Origin of the sequence: Agrobacterium tumefaciens, from assembly GCF_009649785.1 — a bacterium.
GTDB lineage: Bacteria > Pseudomonadota > Alphaproteobacteria > Rhizobiales > Rhizobiaceae > Agrobacterium > Agrobacterium tumefaciens.
Genome location: NZ_WJOK01000012.1, coordinates 135,055 through 152,500, shown reverse-complemented (window position 1 = coordinate 152,500; position 17,446 = coordinate 135,055). Strand labels below are relative to the sequence as shown.

General features: G+C 57.2%; 15 protein-coding genes. 4 read left to right on the top strand and 11 right to left on the bottom strand.

The window, feature by feature from the left end; translation table 11 throughout:
• Window positions 1–114: 114 nt before the first annotated feature.
• From GH784_RS14910 to GH784_RS14890, 5 genes are all read right to left on the bottom strand, one after another.
• The gene (locus tag GH784_RS14910; protein ID WP_112153481.1) at window positions 115–393 is read right to left on the bottom strand and encodes an HU family DNA-binding protein; all 279 of its coding nucleotides are present in this window, start codon (window positions 391–393) and stop codon (window positions 115–117) included.
• 33 nt (window positions 394–426) lie between these two features.
• Window positions 427–738, bottom strand: coding sequence for a WGR domain-containing protein (locus GH784_RS14905; RefSeq protein ID WP_112153498.1), 312 nt, complete (start codon window positions 736–738; stop codon window positions 427–429).
• A gap of 514 nt (window positions 739–1,252) precedes the next feature.
• Window positions 1,253–3,172, bottom strand: coding sequence for a Ti-type conjugative transfer system protein TraG (gene traG / locus GH784_RS14900; RefSeq protein WP_153793549.1), 1,920 nt, complete (start codon window positions 3,170–3,172; stop codon window positions 1,253–1,255).
• Window positions 3,169–3,402 carry a conjugal transfer protein TraD gene (locus tag GH784_RS14895; protein ID WP_111808296.1) on the bottom strand — a complete coding sequence of 78 codons (234 nt, stop codon included), beginning with the start codon at window positions 3,400–3,402 and terminating at the stop codon, window positions 3,169–3,171. Before GH784_RS14895 ends, traG begins: the two co-directional genes overlap by 4 nt.
• On the bottom strand, window positions 3,392–3,679 hold the full coding sequence (locus tag GH784_RS14890; RefSeq protein WP_153793548.1) for a TraC family protein: 288 nt from the start codon (window positions 3,677–3,679) through the stop codon (window positions 3,392–3,394). Before GH784_RS14890 ends, GH784_RS14895 begins: the two co-directional genes overlap by 11 nt.
• Window positions 3,680–3,901: 222 nt before the next feature.
• Here GH784_RS14890 and traA point away from each other — a divergent pair, with 222 nt between their 5' ends.
• From traA to GH784_RS14875, 3 genes are all read left to right on the top strand, one after another.
• Window positions 3,902–8,530: a Ti-type conjugative transfer relaxase TraA gene (gene traA / locus GH784_RS14885; protein ID WP_323131476.1), complete on the top strand. Its 4,629-nt coding sequence runs from the start codon at window positions 3,902–3,904 to the stop codon at window positions 8,528–8,530.
• A 202-nt stretch (window positions 8,531–8,732) separates the two neighbouring features.
• A complete protein-coding gene (locus GH784_RS27680; protein ID WP_153793547.1) occupies window positions 8,733–10,055 on the top strand; it encodes a type II toxin-antitoxin system HipA family toxin in 1,323 nt (440 codons plus the stop codon).
• A gap of 17 nt (window positions 10,056–10,072) precedes the next feature.
• Window positions 10,073–10,351, top strand: coding sequence for a helix-turn-helix transcriptional regulator (locus GH784_RS14875; protein ID WP_003517384.1), 279 nt, complete (start codon window positions 10,073–10,075; stop codon window positions 10,349–10,351).
• 499 nt (window positions 10,352–10,850) lie between these two features.
• Here GH784_RS14875 and rctB read toward each other — a convergent pair whose 3' ends face one another.
• Complete coding sequence (gene rctB, locus GH784_RS27790; RefSeq protein WP_436628396.1) at window positions 10,851–11,201, bottom strand: SMa0974 family conjugal transfer regulator; 351 nt, start codon at window positions 11,199–11,201, stop codon at window positions 10,851–10,853.
• 552 nt (window positions 11,202–11,753) lie between these two features.
• On the bottom strand, window positions 11,754–12,674 hold the full coding sequence (locus GH784_RS14865; RefSeq protein WP_153793546.1) for a LysR family transcriptional regulator: 921 nt from the start codon (window positions 12,672–12,674) through the stop codon (window positions 11,754–11,756).
• Between the two features lie 243 nt (window positions 12,675–12,917).
• Between GH784_RS14865 and GH784_RS14860 the strand changes: the two genes are divergently transcribed.
• Complete coding sequence (locus tag GH784_RS14860; protein ID WP_153793545.1) at window positions 12,918–13,832, top strand: nucleotidyltransferase and HEPN domain-containing protein; 915 nt, start codon at window positions 12,918–12,920, stop codon at window positions 13,830–13,832.
• Between the two features lie 537 nt (window positions 13,833–14,369).
• Here the strand turns inward: GH784_RS14860 and GH784_RS14855 are convergent.
• From GH784_RS14855 to GH784_RS14840, 4 genes are all read right to left on the bottom strand, one after another.
• Window positions 14,370–14,591, bottom strand: coding sequence for a hypothetical protein (locus tag GH784_RS14855; RefSeq protein ID WP_153793544.1), 222 nt, complete (start codon window positions 14,589–14,591; stop codon window positions 14,370–14,372).
• A 120-nt stretch (window positions 14,592–14,711) separates the two neighbouring features.
• The gene (locus tag GH784_RS14850) at window positions 14,712–15,104 is read right to left on the bottom strand and encodes a DUF5615 family PIN-like protein (protein WP_112354559.1); all 393 of its coding nucleotides are present in this window, start codon (window positions 15,102–15,104) and stop codon (window positions 14,712–14,714) included.
• Window positions 15,101–15,826 carry a DUF433 domain-containing protein gene (locus GH784_RS14845; protein WP_112354560.1) on the bottom strand — a complete coding sequence of 242 codons (726 nt, stop codon included), beginning with the start codon at window positions 15,824–15,826 and terminating at the stop codon, window positions 15,101–15,103. Before GH784_RS14845 ends, GH784_RS14850 begins: the two co-directional genes overlap by 4 nt.
• A 173-nt stretch (window positions 15,827–15,999) precedes the next feature.
• Complete coding sequence (locus GH784_RS14840; RefSeq protein WP_153793543.1) at window positions 16,000–17,364, bottom strand: hypothetical protein; 1,365 nt, start codon at window positions 17,362–17,364, stop codon at window positions 16,000–16,002.
• Window positions 17,365–17,446: the final 82 nt, after the last annotated feature.

Below are 17,446 nucleotides of genomic sequence, written 5' to 3'. Positions count from 1 at the left end.
CGATTGCCATCGAGATCGAGATCAGCTTTAAGCGTGATGGCAAGCAGCGCCGATGACGCTGCGCCGTCTGCCTTTGGCGGCTCCCCCTGATGACCCCGCTTACCGCGGTTCGGCTCAATTGTTCAGCACATCTTTCAGTGCTTTGGCAGGCTGGAACGTAAGCTTCTTCGCAGCGGCAACCTTGATGGTGGCGCCGGTTGCCGGATTGCGAGCCTCACGCTCCGGGGTATCCTTGATCTTGAACTTGCCGAATCCTGGGATAGATGTTTCCGCTCCGGACGTGGCTGCCGTCGTGATCGACGCGAAGACGGTTTCGACGATCGATTTCGCCTGGGCTTTGGTCAGGTTCTGTTCGGATGCGATCTTTTCGGCGATTTCATTGGTTGTGGTCATGACGGTTTCCTCGTTAAAGACGGGAAAACCCTTTCAGGCGATCGTTACGTTGTCATGCGGCGTTGTCCTCAGAGTGGCGCTCCTGCAGGGGTTTCCACAGTTTCTTGCCGGTTGATAGCCCCTTCTGCGCTTCTGCAGTACCAGTTCGAGAAAGCGCGATATCGCATCATTCTCATTGCCGAACACCTCGGTCATCTCCCCGCCAGCCTTGCCGATCCGTCCCCAGCTTCGCACGACGGCTATTTCGCCAAAAAGGGTTGGCCGGATCGCAAGCGCGTAATATCGGGCCATGTTCCTGTTGGCGTCGATCCTCTGGCAATAAAGCTGGTAGTGGTGTGTTCCCATCCCCGCATGATCGGCGATGCTCGCGATCTGGTCCAACGAGACTTATGAATCGAAAGGTCGCTTCCGATTCATTTCTGTGATGGATGCCTGTTGCGGTTTCGGCAGTGTCCGATCATCCTCACGGCATCAAGCTTCCCGGTCTGAACGATACGCCCGGGCGCGATCGTCGAGGTGAGCACAGCCGGTAAATCAGATGGCGAGCTGTCCTCGCTTTCAATCGTCAGTCGGTCCATGTTCAGGCATCGCACGTTTTCGAAAAAGGAGGATCAAATGGCATCCATTGCGGCGACCGCGACGACTACGATACAGGAGCATCTGTCATCTACACTGGAGAGGCACTAGGACGGGTTGAGCTAGCACATCGTCAATGCTTCGGTGTCCATGCTCATCCTTCAACGAGACACAACGACCTGATCGAAGCGCTAGAAGGCGATCGACGCGGCACTGGCGCTGATGAAGGCAACGAAATGGCCAATAGAAGTCGAATATGGTCCGCAAGAAAACGCCTGAGCCGTCAAGGTCCCAGCTTGGCAAACCTGTTGGGCCTGGCGTGCCTATCCATGTCCTTCCGCCTGAAATAGATCGCCCGTCCGCAGCGGATCGGACTGTGGCCCTGGACGATGATGATCTGCTCGTCCTTGCGCATCGATTGTGTGATTTCGTGCGGCATAATGAGCGGCCGGCGCTGGAAAGTGATGCTTTCGGATTTCCGCGACGCACTGTTTTTCGTACCCCAGCCGAGATTGCGAGAACTGCCTTTGACTTCGACAGTCATTTCTCCACATTGGGCAGAGACGTTGCGGGCGGTATCCAGTGCCTTGATCGCGGCGTAACTCGCGAAAGCGCAGCCGTCGATCCACGACACCGCACCGTCTTTTCCGAAGTGCCGTTCCAGTTGCCCGACGGACTGGTACATCAGCATCATGCTAACGCCATACTTGCGACCGCGATCGCGCGCCTCTTCAAGCACGCGCATGTAGCCAAGCAGATCGACTTCGTCCAAAATGAATAACGCTCGCCTAGTGAACGCACCATCCGCTTCGATCATCGCGTTGATCAGCGAGCCGATGATCACCCGACCGATACCGGGATAGGACCGCAGGATCGATGCGGGGATGTTGATAAAGACGTCTTTCTTTCCGCCAGCGATCTCGCTCGATTTGAACGTGTTGCCGCAAACCAGTGCCGCGTAATTATCGAGCGACAGCCATTGCGTATCCTTCGATGCCGTCGAATAGACGCCTGAAAACGTTTGCTCGGTCATGTTAACAAAGACGCCGAGCGTTTCGCGGATGAAGGCGGACGCGGAGTGTTCCTGTACGTCGCGCAGCATGGCGAGCACGGAGGTTTCCGGCTCGGAGACGATCTGGCGCAGGCTGCGCAGATTTCGTCGTCCTGCATATTCCGGTGACAGCATCACATGCGCCAGAAGACCAGTCAGCAGATTGTGCGCCTGCGATTGGAAGTAAGAGCCAGTCGACGATTCGAAGCGCAAGCTTTCCGAGAGTAACATGTGCGCGATGCCGACAATGTCCTCTTCCTTTTTTAGCGAGTGCTCGATGCCGTCGAGCACGTTAAATCCCATGACCGGATTTGCCGGATCGAGCACAACAACCTCTCGGTCGAGTTTATCTCTTCGATGGTCAACGACCATCGGGGCCACCTCGGTGGACGGATCCAGGCAAATGAGCGGACCCGTATATCTGAGCGCCGTCGGCACGACGTTGCTGGTGGTCTTGAAGCCACCAGAGCCTGCGAAGAAAAGCATGTGGGTAGAATCGAAATCCTGGGCGTAGGTCAGCAGCGGGGCTTTGCCACCACGTCCCCAGGTAGCCGAATCGTTCGGATCGAACGGCAGCTCATGGATGAGTTCCTTGTCGACCCTGTAGCGCTCACCGATGACGATTTCGCCATCATCGGGAAACAGCCGTGCCGCCGCCGACATCGGCAGCCAGTCTGCATCTCCGAATGTTCCGCGCCTGGCGCGCGTCACCTGTTCGGGCACGACGCTGGATATGCGCGCCGCGACCGCGGCCGCCATGAACCCCATCGCTGCGCCAACGACCGCAATCACGTCAACGAATGATAGCGCCTGATCCCAGGTCAGCACACCGCTCTCTACGAGCGGCTGAAGCCGACCGAACTCGCGCATCCCGTAAAAGCCGGCCACCAGGAAAAAGCATAGAAAGCTTGCCAATGCCACGGGCCTTCGCCGATGGAGGGGCAGCGCCCAAACTGCCAGCAATCCAGCCAGCGGCCCGAACAAAAGGACGGGCAACGGTGACGCCCGAAGGAACCAGTATTGCGTCTTGCCTGTGATGCCGGCGGCCAATTCAGGCCAACGCCAGTGGGCGACGTAAAAGGAAAATCCGGTGACGGCGATGGGAATGGTGATAAGCAACAGGCTCGGATGCTGTTTGGCCTTTCCCTTCATTCCGCCACCTTCAAAAAGCGTTCTAACCCGCCGTTGGATGCCGCCTCTCTGAAGGCCAGCTCTCCGATATCGCACAGACGCCGATGTTCAGGTGTCCCCGGCACGACCCGCTTCATTTCGAGAAGTCCGCCAAGCAGGAAAGCCCGATCGGCGTCCGACAGGCCCGCGCGAACGACAATGTCACCGAGCAAGAACTTTTCTCTCGCTCCCTTCTTTCGGTCAGATGTCATGTGGAGGCTCCGTTTCCGAACCAGTCGCTCCATTTGCCTGTCCACGCGGCGAAGAAGGTGAGCCAGCGGCCTGCTTCTTCTCGCCGTTGCGAAATCGCGCTGCGATCTCGTCGAAGATGCGATCCACCTCCTCGTCAGCGATCTCCATCTCTGCCAATCCCGACTTCGTTGCCGCACGCGCGAAACGATCAGCTGATTTTACTATTAAAGTTTTTCTTCTTTCGCGAAGCTTCTCAATTTGAGCATCAATATCCATGAGCGTGGGCTTAGTGGCCATAGGCAAGTCCTCTCAACGTCTTTGGAAATTTTCATCCCGTCATTTAACTGACTAGAAAATAGTAGTCAAAAGCGCTACCGTACACAAGCCCACAAACGTCGATATTGGAAATCCCAGCAGGGCCGTCTTCTGGAAAAGCAGCATCGGTCTTGTCAGGCCGATTGATTTGAGGGCGCAATATACGTCGCTGACGCGACGTGCCTGGAAGGACTGGAGACGTTAGTGGCGATCATGTTCGTCAGAGCGCAGGTGATCAGCAGGGGAGCGGGACGCAGTATCGTTTCGGCCGCCGCCTATCGTCATCGGGCGCGGATGATGGACGAACAGGCCGGAACCTCCTTCGGTTACCGTGGCGGCGGCGCCGAACTGAAACACGAGGAGTTGGCGCTGCCGGACCAGGTACCGGCCTGGCTGCGCGCGGCCATCGATGGGAAGAGCGTCGTTGCGGCCAGCGAGGCGCTTTGGAATGCAGTGGACGCATTCGAAACTCGTGCCGACGCGCAGCTTGCCCGCGAGTTGATCATCGCGCTTCCGGAAGAGTTGACGCGATCAGAGAACATCGCCCTTGTGCGCGAGTTCGTCCGGGACAACCTTACGTCCAAGGGCATGATCGCCGACTGGGTTTATCATGACAGGCAAGGCAATCCACACATCCACCTGATGACCGCGCTTCGACCTCTGACGGAACAGGGTTTCGGGCCGAAGAAAGTGCCGGTGCTTGGCGCCGACGGCGAGCCGTTGCGGGTCGTCACCCCGGACCGACCGAAGGGCAAGATCGTCTACAGGCTCTGGGCCGGCGACAAGGAAACCATGAAGGGCTGGAAGATCGCCTGGGCGGATACGGCCAATCGGCATCTGGCGCTTGCCGGCCATGAGATCCGCCTCGACGGGCGTTCCTATGTCGAACAGGGGCTCGACGGGATTGCCCAGAAACATCTCGGGCCGGAAAAGGCAGCGCTCGCCCGCAAGGGTGTCGCGATGTATTTCGCGCCGGCCGATCTCGCGCGCCGGCAGGAGATGGCCGACCGGCTGCTGGCCGATCCATACCTACTCCTGAAACAACTCGGCAACGAGCGCTCCACCTTCGATGAACGGGACATCGCCAAGGCACTGCACCGCTATGTCGACGATCCGGCCGATTTCGCCAACATACGCTCCAAGCTGATGGCCTCTAACGATCTCGTACTGTTGAAGCCGCAACAGGCGAACCTGCAGACCGGCAAGGTGGCCGAACCTGCGGTCTTCACCACACGCGATATCCTGCGCACCGAATACGACATGGCGCAGTCGGCGGAAGTTCTGGCCCGGCGCAAGGGCTTCGGCGTCGCCAACGCGAAAATTGCGGCGGCTGTCAGAACCATAGAAACCGGCAATCCGGAAAATCCGTTCACGCTTGATCGCGAACAGGTGGAGGCTGTCAATCATGTCGCCGGCGACACTGGCATCGCCGCTGTGGTCGGGCATGCCGGTGCGGGAAAATCGACGCTGCTTGCCGCGGCGCGCGTCGCCTGGGAGAGCGACAACTACCGCGTCTTCGGGGCGGCGCTTGCTGGCAAGGCGGCCGAAGGGCTTGAGGATAGTTCCGGCATCAGATCGCGCACGCTCGCCTCATGGGAAATGGCTTGGGAGAAAGGACGCGATCTCCTCGACCGGCGGGACATCTTTGTCATCGATGAAGCCGGCATGGTCTCGTCGCAGCAGATGGCGCGTGTGCTCAAGCGCGCCGAGGAGGCTGGAGCCAAGGTGGTTCTGGTCGGCGATGCAATGCAGCTTCAGCCGATCCAGGCCGGCGCAGCCTTTCGGGCGATTTCCGAACGGATCGGTTCTGCCGAACTTGCAGGTGTGCGGCGCCAGCGTGAAGAGTGGGCGCGAGAGGCCTCCCGTCTTTTCGCCCGCGGCAAGGTTGAGGAGGGGCTGGATGCCTATGCGCAGCGGGGGCATATTGTCGAGGCGGAGAGCCGGGCTGAAGCTGTGGAGCGCATCGTTGCTGACTGGACGAGCGCTCGCCGCGATCTCATCCAGCAATATGCCGATAAAGAACAGTCGGTTCGCATGCGTGGTGACGAACTGCTCGTTCTCGCCCATACCAATGACGACGTAAGGCGGCTCAATGAAGCGCTGCGCAACGTCATGAAAGATGAAGGCGCCCTGACCGTCTCTCGTGAATTTTACACGGAGCGAGGCGTGCGGGAGTTCGCCGTCGGCGACCGGATCATCTTCCTCCAAAACGCCCGGTTCCTCGAGCCGAGCGCGCAAAGGCTTGGGCCTCAATATGTCAAGAACGGCATGCTCGGCACGGTCGTCTCCACCGGCGACACGCACGGCGGCCCACTACTATCGGTCCGTCTCGATAATGGCCGGGATGTCATCATCAGCGAAGACAGCTATCGCAGTGTCGATCACGGCTATGCTGCGACCATTCACAAGTCCCAAGGTGCGACCGTCGACAGGACATTCGTGCTCGCAACCGGGCTGATGGATCAGCACCTGACGTACGTGTCGATGACACGCCATCGCGACCGGGCCGATCTTTATGCCGCTCGCGAGGACTTTGAGCCGAAGCCGGGATGGGGCAAAATATCCCGGGTTGATCACGCCGCAGGCGTCACGGGCGAGCTGGTCGGAACCGGCAATGCGAAGTTCAGGCCGCAAGACGAGGATGCCGATAAAAGCCCCTACGCCGATGTGAAAACGGACGACGGAAGCGTGCATCGGCTCTGGGGCGTAAGCCTTCCGAAGGCCCTGGAGGAGGCCGGCGTGTCGGAAGGCGACACGGTGACGCTGCGCAAGGACGGTGTCGAACGGGTGACGGTGATGGTGCCCGTCATCGACGAAAAAACGGGAAAGAAGAGGCTCGAGGAACGGACGGTCCATCGAAACGTCTGGACTGCCAAACGGATTGAAACGACAGAGGTTCGCCGGCAGCGCCTCGAGGAGGAGAGCCATCGGCCGGAACTGTTCAAGCAACTGGTGGAGCGTCTTGGCCGCTCCGGCGCCAAGACGACGACCCTCGATTTCGAGAGCGAGGCCGGCTACCGGGCGCACGCCCGCGATTTTGCCCAGCGTCGCGGTATCGATACGCTCTCTGGGGTCGCAGCCTGGATGGAGGACGGAGCGGCGCGGCAGCTGGCGTGGCTGGCGCAGAAGCGCGAGCAAGTGGCGAAGCTTTGGGAGCGGGCGAGCGTGGCGCTCGGCTTCGCGATCGAAAGCGAGAAGCGTGTTTCCTATAGTGAGGAACGAGCCGAAACCCGGACGGCAAAAATTCCGACGGATCGACAATATCTCATCCCGCCGAAAACATTGTTTTCCCGTAGTGTCGGCGAGGATGCCCGCCGCGCGCAGCTTCGCTCAGATCACTGGAAGGAACGCGACGCCATTCTTCGCCCAGTCTTGCAAAAGATTTATCGCGATCCCGAAGGTGCGCTTGCAAGACTGAACGCGCTTGCCTCCGACGCGCGGATTGCGCCCCGCGAGCTTGCCGACGATCTTGAGGCCTCGCCGCAGCGTCTCGGCCGTCTGCGTGGATCGAATCTTCTTGTCGATGGCCGCGCGGCCCGCTCCGAGCGCGATGCGGCGGTGTCGGCCTTGTCCGAATTGCTGCCGCTGGCGCGTTCCCATGCCACAGAGTTCCGCCGCCAGGTCGAACGCTTCGGCATGCGAGAGGAGCATCGGCGCGCGCATATGTCGTTGTCGATCCCAGCGCTTTCCAAACCGGCTATGGCGCGCCTTGCCGAAATCGAAGCCGTACGCGAGCGCGTTGGCAAGGATGCCTACAAGACGGCCTTCGCCTACGCGGCGGAGGATCGCCTTTTTGTTCAAGAGGTGAGGGGGGTCAACGACGCTCTCAACGCTCGCTTCGGCTGGTCCGCCTTCACCGACAAGGCAGACACTGTTGCCCAGCGCAACATGATCGAGCGCATGCCGGACGACCTTGACCTCGACCGGCGCGAAAAGCTCAATCGTCTTTTTGCCGCCATACGCCGCTTTGCCGAAGAACAGCATCTTGCCGAAAGGAAAGATCGCTCCAGGATCGTTACCGGCGCCAGCGTCGTGCCTGGGAAAGAGACGGTGCCGGTGTTGCCAATGCTTGCAGCTGTAACAGAGTTTGAAACCCCGATCGACCACGAGGCGCGGGAGAGGGCGCGAGCTGTTCCTCACTACAGTCAAAATCGCGCCGCCCTTGCGAACGCGGCAGCGCGTATCTGGCGCGATCCGGCAGGTGCTGTCGGAAAGATTGAAGATCTGATCCTGAAGGGCTTTGCCGGTGAGCGGATCGCTGCGGCCATCAGCAATGATCCCGCTGCCTACGGCGCGTTGCGAGGCTCCGGCCGTATCATGGACAAATTGCTCGCTGTCGGCCAGGAGCGGAAGGAGGCTTTCCGTGCCGTCCCGGAGGCGGCAAGCCGTGTGCGGTTATTGGCCACCTCATTTAGGGCCGCATTTGATGCAGAGAGGGAGGCGATCACTGAGGAGCGCCAGCGCATGAGCATTGCCATCCCGGGACTGTCGCCGTCCGCCGAAGATGCACTGAGAGAACTCTCAGTGGCGATGAAGAAAAAGAACGGCAGGCTCGACGTTGCTGCCGGCTCGCTCGATCCCTCCATTAGTAAGGAGTTTGCAACCGTCAGCCGCGCCCTCGACGAGCGCTTCGGCCGCAATGCCATCCTGCGTGGAGAGCTGGATGTTATCAATCGCGTGCCGCCTGCTCAGCGCCGTGCGTTCGAGGTAATGCGGGAACAGTTGAAGGTGCTGCAGCAGGTTGTCCGCATGCAGGCAAGCCAGAACATCGTAGCGGAGCGCCACCGGCGTGTACTCGACCGCGCCCGCGGCGTTATCCTCTTTAACCAATGAATGGCTAACACCTGTGCTGAGCTTGTCCCTCATGCTGTTCGCTTACGGCAATGCGTTGCGTGGCCGGAAGATGGTCAGCCGGATCAGAAGTTTTAATGACCGCTTCAGTAGCTGGCAGTTCCAAGGGCAGTTATTAAACCCACTTTGATGGGTTGAATAAATTGAAAATATGCATTAATTGAACCATTGAAAGGGTCAATTAATGCGCCTAACGCTCCAAACCCATTTTTATGGCCAGTGGGATCACGCCGCGACGCTAGAACTTAAGGATGACGCGGCCGGCTTCCAGGGCGCGTCCATCGTCGATTATGATCTCGACTATTTCGTCACAGTTGCATCTGCGGAATTCGCTGGTGGCAAAACGGTTCGCGACCATCGCGCGTTATCTGTCCGATATCCCGTTGATCTCGAAAATCGATATAGCCGCAGCTGGCCGCCCTTCCTCTTGGATCTTATGCCCCAGGGGCATGCAAGGCGAAAGCTTGCCGAGCATCTCAGTCTTGCTGAAGGCTCGCGCGCTTCTGATCTACCGCTGCTTCTGCGATCGGCGACGGGCGGCATAGGCAATATCCGGATCAAAGAAGCGGCGGAGGCCGAGACGGAACGGCTGCGCGGTGTTGAGCGCCAAGGGGTTACAGAAGCGGAAATCCTTGAGCGCTCGGATCGTTTCATGGAAGTCGCCGATCGCTTCGGAATGCTCGCCTCTGGCTCAAGCGGCCTGCAAGGCGAATGGCCTAAGGTCTCGATGACCCAAGCGAATGACGGTCTCTATTATCCCGACAGCTTCGTGACTGATGATGAGGCCGTGCGCCACGTCATTGTCAAGCTGGTCCGCAGCAGCGAGCCTGTGGACCGCCTTATACTCGAAGGCGAAGCCCTCTATTCGCGGATCGCTCAAGAGATCGGCCTGAATGTACACGAACCTTCGACCTATGCCGAAAGTGTCCTGATCATTCCTCGGTTCGACCGGAAGAAAAAAGAAGGTGGCGGAACCGTTAGGCTGGGACAAGAAAGCCTGGTATCCGCGATCGGCGTTGCTGATTTCGGTCATGTCGGCTCGCACGAGGCCTACATCGACGTTTTGCGCGAATATTCTGCTAATCCCTTCGCGGACATTGTCGAATACCTGAAGCGGGACATCGCCAATTTGGCGCTCGGCAATCCCGATAATCACGGCCGAAATTCTGCACTGAGTAAGCACCAGAACGGCACGATCCGCCTGTCTCCGCTCTTTGATTTCGCGCCAATGCGGCTCGCCAAAGAGGGGATCGTTCGTTCCACCCGCTGGGCCATGATGAGGGACGGTGGTCGCGATCACCTTCCCGATTGGAAACGCATTTGCGCTGAACTGATCCACGATCCTGATGAGCAGAATGCGCTCGCAGCTGAGCTTTCCGTGTTTGCCGGTTACCTCCGGCAAACGCCGGCTATGGCGAAAGATATGGGTGGGTCTGCGGAAATTCTGGAGCGTGCAATGGGACGCTGCATTGAAATCGCGGAGAGCGTTCTGGCGGCGTGCCAGTGATGCCGGAGGACAGCTAAATGGCTCGATGGAGAAAGCCAACGAAAGAGGAAATTCTTGAGAACCGGCGAACACTGGCGGAACGCGCTCGGACTGGCGACTTGAGGTTACCTGAGGCTGTTGTTGAAATCCGAAGAGGGCTTGGTTTGACGCAGGACGAATTCGCTAAGACGCTATCGCTCACCAGGCGCCAAGTTGCTGAGATCGAAGCCGGGACGGCGAACCCAACGCTCGAAACTTTAGGGAAAATTGGCCGATTGTTCGGATTTACTGTGGGGTTTATTCCGAAGGCGCAATGATAGCTGAATTTTCTCGGGGGATGGGCGTTGGTACCACGCAAGGAAGCGACGGCGAGGATCAAAATCAATCGGCTGCTGGAGGCCGCTGGCTGGCGCTTCTTCGGTGACAAGAGAGCGGTCCCGCGAATGTCGTTCTCGAGCCGAACGTCATGCTGAAGCCTGAGCACATCCAAAGTCTCGGTGCGGACTTTGAGAAAAGCGCGAAGGGATTCATCTATTTTTTGTTGCTGGGCGACGACGGCAAGCCGCTGATCGTCTTGGAAGCGAAATCGGAAGATAAAGATCCTCGTACATACATGTCCGAGGCATCGAGGGAGGGTTGCACCCAGCCCCACCCCTCGACTTTGAGAGGTTCCGCGGTCTGCTCGAGAGTGATTGGGGCAGCCCGCAGCAGTGCACGGGGGTACCCAGGCGCACATTGCATGGTGCTGGTACAAACGGTGGTTCGACAGCTACGACCTGGAAATTTTTCGCATTGATCCAACGGAGCTAGCGACCGTCATTCTCTCATGCCCGTTGTCGCGGTTCTAGGGAATTGCCCGGAGCGGGACTCTCGTGCTGGTAGCCATGTCATTGATCTTGCGGCGCTGGGTGCTATCTCCCACAAGCGACCCTCGATCACCGTTTGAATGCCGTAGAACGTGAGCAGATCTCCGGCGGAGACCCTTACAATGAGACCATCGTCAACGACCGTGATGATGGCACACCCATTTTCGAAATTCAGTTGCCTGCCGTTGCACCTGTCGGTGATCGACGAGCAGATATCTCGGCTCAGCGTGCAGATTTTCTTCGCTACGGTGAGTGCAGCTTCTAGCTCAATGAAGGCCTCTGAGACATTTTGATACCCCATTTATCATTCCTCAGAAGTGTCTTCCCTCAGCTTTGCCCAACATAAAATATAAGCGACGACCAGCGGTGGTATGGAGGACAACATGCAGTTGGTCCGGTTGATGGGAAATACCCACAACGGCGCTCCCTCATATGAGGGGTATTAATGCGATCGGCGTACCTCGCGGCTAAACCGTGCGGCGGGCGGGATAGAATTTATCAGGATGGCTTGGAAAGAGAGGTTCTGCCGATTCTTCAGAACGGGCGGCTCTTTGGGCCCCAACGGTTGGCAGTTCATGGCCGGGCAAACGAGACAGCAAGTGCGTAAAGGCCGGTGGGTAGTAACATCGCTGCTACCGCGGTTGCGCGGGGCTTGACGGTCAACACCCGCGTCACAAACATTTTCGATGCCGCCGATCTGAAGGTCACCGATCCCTGAGATGTCGCGCGGTGATTTACGTCGACAGACTTCCTGTTTGCTGTATTGCGCGAGAATAAGGTCCGTACGTAGCAGTGCGTTCACGACTGTTCAGCCAACCAGAAACCCCGGTCTGCCGCATGCTACTTCGGATGTTCAGTTGCGGTGCTGTTTACGAGCCGGCCCTTTCGCCATATTGGATGCGAGCTGGCGGCCGATCTCGATGATGTCATCACGATTGGCGGTCGGGTCCTGGCTGCTCCAGGCGAGCCCAAGGCCGATACGCAGATCAATCTCCTCCACTGCCTTCAAACGAAAGTTTCTGTTCGGCAGGTTTGCCGCCCATTCCGGAACGAAGCCAACACCGACGCCTGCGGAGACGAGCGCGATCAGTGAAAGTGTGTCGTCGCAGGTATAGACGATCCGATCGGAGAGTTCATGCTCGCGGAACGTATCGAGAAAATACCGCTCCGTGTAGGAGAGGTTCGAACGCGAGAAGGAAATGATCTTCTGGCGGCGCAGGTCTTCCAGCGTGACGGTCTCTGCCTCAGCCAAAGCGTTTTCTTTGGAGACGGCGAGTAAATAGCGCTCCTCTGTTATTGCCTGCCATCGCAATGCGCCGCTGTTATCTAGGGGCCGAACGAAACCGATATTGACCTGCCCGCGCTCAATGTCCCGTACGATGGATTCGGTTGTGCCGTTGCGGATATGAATGCGAATATCCGGATAACGTCGGCCAATTCGGGCAAGAAAATCGGGCAAAACACCGAAGGTTGCCGGGTGAATTGTGCCGATGGTGATCTTGCTGGCAGCCTTGCCCGCAACCGCCTGTGTGATCGCACAAGTTTCGTCGACGTCGCGAAGCAGTTGAACGCAACGTTCGTAAAAAACCGATCCTGCGGGAGTAAGCTGAACACGGCGTGTGGAACGGATGAGTAATGGAACCCCCAGTTCCTTCTCAATCGCCTGGACCTGGGCAGTGACGGCAGGCTGCGCAAGGTTGAGCCGGATGGAGGCGCGCCCGAAATGCAGTTCTTCCGCGACGGCAACGAATGTGCTCATTTGGCGCAGATCCATTTCAGTTCCTTCCGCCAGGGCGCAATTAAGATCGAGGAACGCCTCGAATACCAGGAAGGATAAAGTGGTTCAGCGCCTCGGTCCAGATGCGACATTGATAGGTTTGTACGATTAATGGTTGCTGAGCGCGGTTGAGCCTCGCATAATGTGGATGCAGGCGGATTGGGACTACAACAATGTGGAGTAGCAATCGCCTGCCGATAGCGGCTAAAATATCTACCCAGAAGAATCGATGGTGAGGCCATGAAATCGGATATCGGACATCTTCCGCAGACAAAGCAGCGCGAACTGGAAAGGGTCGTCCGGATCATCCACGAAGAGTTCACTGGCATTGTCGAGCGCTCGAAGTCCGAGGCCAAGAAAGACGGGCGGATTTATAAAATCATCCTGTTTGGTTCCTACGCCCGTGGAACATGGGTGGATGAACCGCATACGTCGAAAGGCTACCGCTCGGACTTCGACATTCTTGTCATCGTCAGCAACAAGGAACTGGCCGATCCCAGATACTGGGACAAGACAACAGATCGGCTGATGTGGGACAAGGAGATCGAGACACCTGTCAGTCTCATCGTGCATGGCGCACGCGAGATCAGCAATTTTTTGCACGATGGCCAATACTTCTTCGTTGATCTCGCACGCGAAGGTGTTGTTCTTTATGAATTCGACGACAGGCCGCTGGCTGAAGCGAAACCGCTCAGCCCTGCCGATGCACTCAGGGTTGCCGACGGGCATTTTCAGCGGCATTTCCCGGATGCCCGAGATTTCGCCGACGTAGCAAAATATCTCGTTGCGAAAGGCAACCTACATCTAGCCGCGTTTAATCTACATCAGGCAGTGGAGAGCGCTTATAACTGCTATCTCCTGACACTGACAAACTATTCACCTGCGTCGCACAACCTCAAATTCCTGCGTGGGCTTTCCGAAGGTCGCGATCACCGTTTGATCGACATCTGGCCGCGTGATCGTCAGCGATTTACCACGTGGTACAACATCCTCAACGAAGCCTACGTCAAGGCGCGCTACTCAAAGCGTTTCGAGGTTTCCGAAGAAGCGCTTGCCTGGCTTCAGGAGCGAACCGCAGAACTTCACGCCTTGATCGAGACGCTCTGCCGCGAGCATATCGAAAGACTGCACCAGGCCGTGGAAGACAGGAGCTGACGGCTGGGCTGTTTCGTCTGAATATCATGGACTGTCGGGATTAGTTGTGCGAGCGACCTGGTCAGACGCTGACCGGCGCATTTCTTGCGAAGAATACAGCACGGAGCCGCGCTTGCTCGCGCAGCGTTGCTGATTTAGGGCCGTCCTCTGACTGTCCGGTCTCCGGCAGAAAAGCGAAGAAGCTGACGTTCGCAGAAGCCCATCGACCGTGATGATTGAGATGGAACTGCCATCCAGCCACCAAGGCAAGTAATACGCTACACGTAGACGTAGGGGCTGGCATCTGCTTCCAGGTGCATGAGATGCCTAGCCCGTCCCTCTACAAAAATTCCCGTGATTCTGCTGCCAGGGATATGGTTATAAGAACAGTCGAAATAGAGACCTTCTGCGGCATAAATGGTCTGGAGTGGCATGCCAAGCCGGGCCGCTTATTTTGAACGAAATCAGCGGCTTCTTACGTCCTCTGCCCTCTGGTTTTCTGTGCGATCGTTAGCCTTTATCCAAAAGTGCCCAATGCTCGCCGCCATAGTTGACACTTCAAGATGGCAAACAGGTCAAGGTCAAGCGCGTATCGACAGCGGTTTCGCGCTCGTAGTCCGAGGTCGCAGCGACGATGGCCGCAGCGGCACAGGCACCTGCGTCGAAGTCGATCAGGATCGCTATGGAAGAATTGTCGCCGATTGCTTCCGGGACGACCGCGAGCCGGTCGATGACTGGCCTGTTCGACGGGTGCATGCCGTCGATTGGGTCGGTATTCAAAGGCCGGTATGCGAGGGAGCAAGTAGCGGCTGAGGCCGAGCGCCGGGGCATCTGGGAAGCGAATTCGAGCAGCCATGTATGGCGCGGTCTGCGCGCACGAAGCGCGTGCCCGCTTGCTGACTACATCTGCTTGAGGCGCGTGCTGCTAATTGGCAGCTCGAACATTGCGCCGCCCTGCACGAGCGCCGATTGCGTCTCAATCGTCAGCCACAAGGCGAGCAACCGCTCCATCTGCTTGGTGAGCGGTGACTTATACAGCCCCTTTGAAAGAAAAAAGCCGACAAGATTGGAGGATCGGAAGGCGTTGTATTCCGCTTTGTTGCGGGTAATGCGGCGATCACCCGAGATAATGATCCAGCGTCCCTCCGCGCTCAACTCGGTGATCCACTGCAAGTCTTTTACGCCGGGACCATATCGCTCGCGGACGTGGATTATCTCGTGCTTTCCAGCGAATAGTGCGTTCAGAGAACGTGCAAGAGCAGGGGGAAGGTTTTCATCTATCAGAACCTTCAAGCTGCTCTCTTCAAATCAGTTTCGAACTGGACCGCATCGCGAACAACAGCGACCGTCACGTCGAATATCCGGGCGACTTCCTCGACTGAGCCTTCCGCTTCTACCGCGTCGGCCAGCGCAACCGTTGGGACGCCGAAATCAGAGACGATTGGCTGACCGAACGCCCGGCCCGGATCAATCACGATGGATTTCTTTCCGTGGAACGGACGCCAGCGCGCAACCGCGGCATCTTCAATGTCGAGGTCTTTGAATGTGCGCTCGATTACCTGCTTAAAGACGTATTGCTTTTTCTTGAGATCGAGCAGCTTGGTTTCGGCGACCTGTTCGCCCGCTCGTTCAATGCTTTCGAGGAAGATCGTCCTGCCATCAGTCTGAAAGCGGCGTGTGGAAAAGGGGCGGTCATCCTTTGCGCATTCCCGCGCGTATTCGAGGCAATTGCGGATGGCGAGAAGGCCAACACCTGCGTCAACAAAAGCCTTGACGAAGCGAAGCTCGATCAGATCGCGAAACCCGATCTCAAGATGGTCCTCGATGGAGGCATGCTGTGTCGTCCAGAGCGGCGGCATGTGCCGCACCTCGCCCGAACGCTTATAGGTGTATCCCCGTAGCCACCGGTTCACGTTAAGCGGGGTCGTTCGCAGCAGGCGCGCAGCCTCCGGCGCGGTGTAGGAACCTACGCCGATTGCGTCCGAAGCCAGAGCGTTGTGCTGTGTCGAAGTCATAGCGGCAACCTATCTATATATCCAACTCCCGCAAGATGGATTTCGACCATGCGGTGAGTTTATTTGCCGATGGGAATAGCGTCCGTTCGAACCGAAAGCCCGCCTGCCGCCCCGTATCTTCGTCGAAGTAGAGGCGTAAACGGCGGCGCGTGGAGCGCAGCGCTACTAATTTGTTACAATAGCTCGTTATTTTGCGGAGGGGGCGGAGGTACAACTACACCAGAGGCTCCAAGAACACACTCATACATGCCTCGCACTTCATGTTTGGTTATCGCAGACAAGAAGACTTCAAGGTGATCAAAATGCAAGGGATGCTTTTGAGCCGCGTGGCTTACAAACAGCTCCAATCCAGACGGAATACCGGCCGCATAGAGTATCTGATTGTTTGCGACCACCGTCTCGAAAAGCTCAACCGTCTTTGATGGATCAGCTGTCTGTACAAACGGAGAAATGCACCCACTAAAAAGCGCCTCGGCCCCTCTGAACGATCCTGCACTGCGTAATTTGGCCAAGGCAATAGGCCAATAAACCGGCAACGGAAAACGGGAAAATACTGCAACCTGCGTTGACAAATCTGCTTTCGTCAGCCGCGCGGCGGCTTTCGCCGCAAATTCTGGGATAACGGCAGCCCCGAAAACTCGCACGTCGTTCTCATCGAGTTGGCAATTCTCAACGAAGGTGTGAAGTCTTGTCCATGTCTGCTGCGACAGGGTATCTCGCACATCTTTGAAGCGAGCGAGAATTCCAAACGAATTCGGTAACGTTTCGTCGCTGGCCTCGTCAATCAATCTGGTGATCAACGGCAACGTTGTCGAAGACCATACTGAAGCATCGGTGTCTTTTACAGCTTGAAGAGCCAGAGGAAGCAAGTGAAGCTTAGAACTCCACCCCTCCGGGGCGGTTTTTAGCAAAGCCTTAGCAAATACGGCAGCGAGGGACGTGTGAACGCCTATTCTTGAATTTTCGAGGTAACGTCCTCGGACAAACCGCACGATTTCTTCGGCGTTTGTCGGGAAGGAAGCACTTTTAAATTCTTGATCAAACTGGTTGATAATCGCGCGACCCTGAATTGGCCTTTGAGAAAGTAGGTTCCGAACGGCTTCAACAATATATAGCCGGACTAACTCCGGTTCCGGCATAAAAAGCTGCCCATCAGCGGTGAAAGCAGGATGAGCGCAGAGATTGCGGTCTTGTTTCAACCGATCAAAATGACGTTTTGTGATAGGGTCCAAGAACTCAAATTCCGCTTCGGCGGTATCGAGGAGCTTTCCCTCAATCTCCAAGAGCTTTTTAGTGTTGTTTTCGCGGACGTTTGCGTCAAACGTCGCGACAAAAGCGAGCGCCTTTGCGTCGCCACCTTCTCCCAGCTCTCTGATTTTGCTGATAATATCAAACGTTACCGCCACGTAAACGGCGACGATTGCAGCTTTGTAGCTGCCCGACCTGTATGCCTGTATTGCTTCCTGAATATAGGATCGAGATAGAGGTTGGCGAACTGTGAGTGTTAGGGCGTCTAGGTCTGTAAGATGTAACTGCATTTTATTGCGCTTTTTTGTTTACTCATTCGGGTAGGCGTATGCGAATAGTTTCGTCATCCATAACTAAAAGTTGTAAAAATTA

Bases quoted from the DNA above. Each gene is read 5' to 3' on its own strand.
- GH784_RS14845 (WP_112354560.1), bottom strand. From the start codon at position 15,826: ATGACTTCGACACAGCACAACGCTCTGGCTTCGGACGCAATCGGCGTA.
- GH784_RS14905 (WP_112153498.1), bottom strand. From the start codon at position 738: ATGGGAACACACCACTACCAGCTTTATTGCCAGAGGATCGACGCCAAC.
- traG (WP_153793549.1), bottom strand. From the start codon at position 3,172: ATGAAGGGAAAGGCCAAACAGCATCCGAGCCTGTTGCTTATCACCATT.
- GH784_RS27680 (WP_153793547.1), top strand. From the start codon at position 8,733: ATGCGCCTAACGCTCCAAACCCATTTTTATGGCCAGTGGGATCACGCC.
- GH784_RS14890 (WP_153793548.1), bottom strand. From the start codon at position 3,679: ATGGCCACTAAGCCCACGCTCATGGATATTGATGCTCAAATTGAGAAG.
- GH784_RS14865 (WP_153793546.1), bottom strand. From the start codon at position 12,674: ATGGATCTGCGCCAAATGAGCACATTCGTTGCCGTCGCGGAAGAACTG.
- GH784_RS14860 (WP_153793545.1), top strand. From the start codon at position 12,918: ATGAAATCGGATATCGGACATCTTCCGCAGACAAAGCAGCGCGAACTG.
- GH784_RS14895 (WP_111808296.1), bottom strand. From the start codon at position 3,402: ATGACATCTGACCGAAAGAAGGGAGCGAGAGAAAAGTTCTTGCTCGGT.
- GH784_RS14910 (WP_112153481.1), bottom strand. From the start codon at position 393: ATGACCACAACCAATGAAATCGCCGAAAAGATCGCATCCGAACAGAAC.
- GH784_RS14875 (WP_003517384.1), top strand. From the start codon at position 10,073: ATGGCTCGATGGAGAAAGCCAACGAAAGAGGAAATTCTTGAGAACCGG.
- rctB (WP_436628396.1), bottom strand. From the start codon at position 11,201: ATGGGGTATCAAAATGTCTCAGAGGCCTTCATTGAGCTAGAAGCTGCA.
- GH784_RS14840 (WP_153793543.1), bottom strand. From the start codon at position 17,364: ATGCAGTTACATCTTACAGACCTAGACGCCCTAACACTCACAGTTCGC.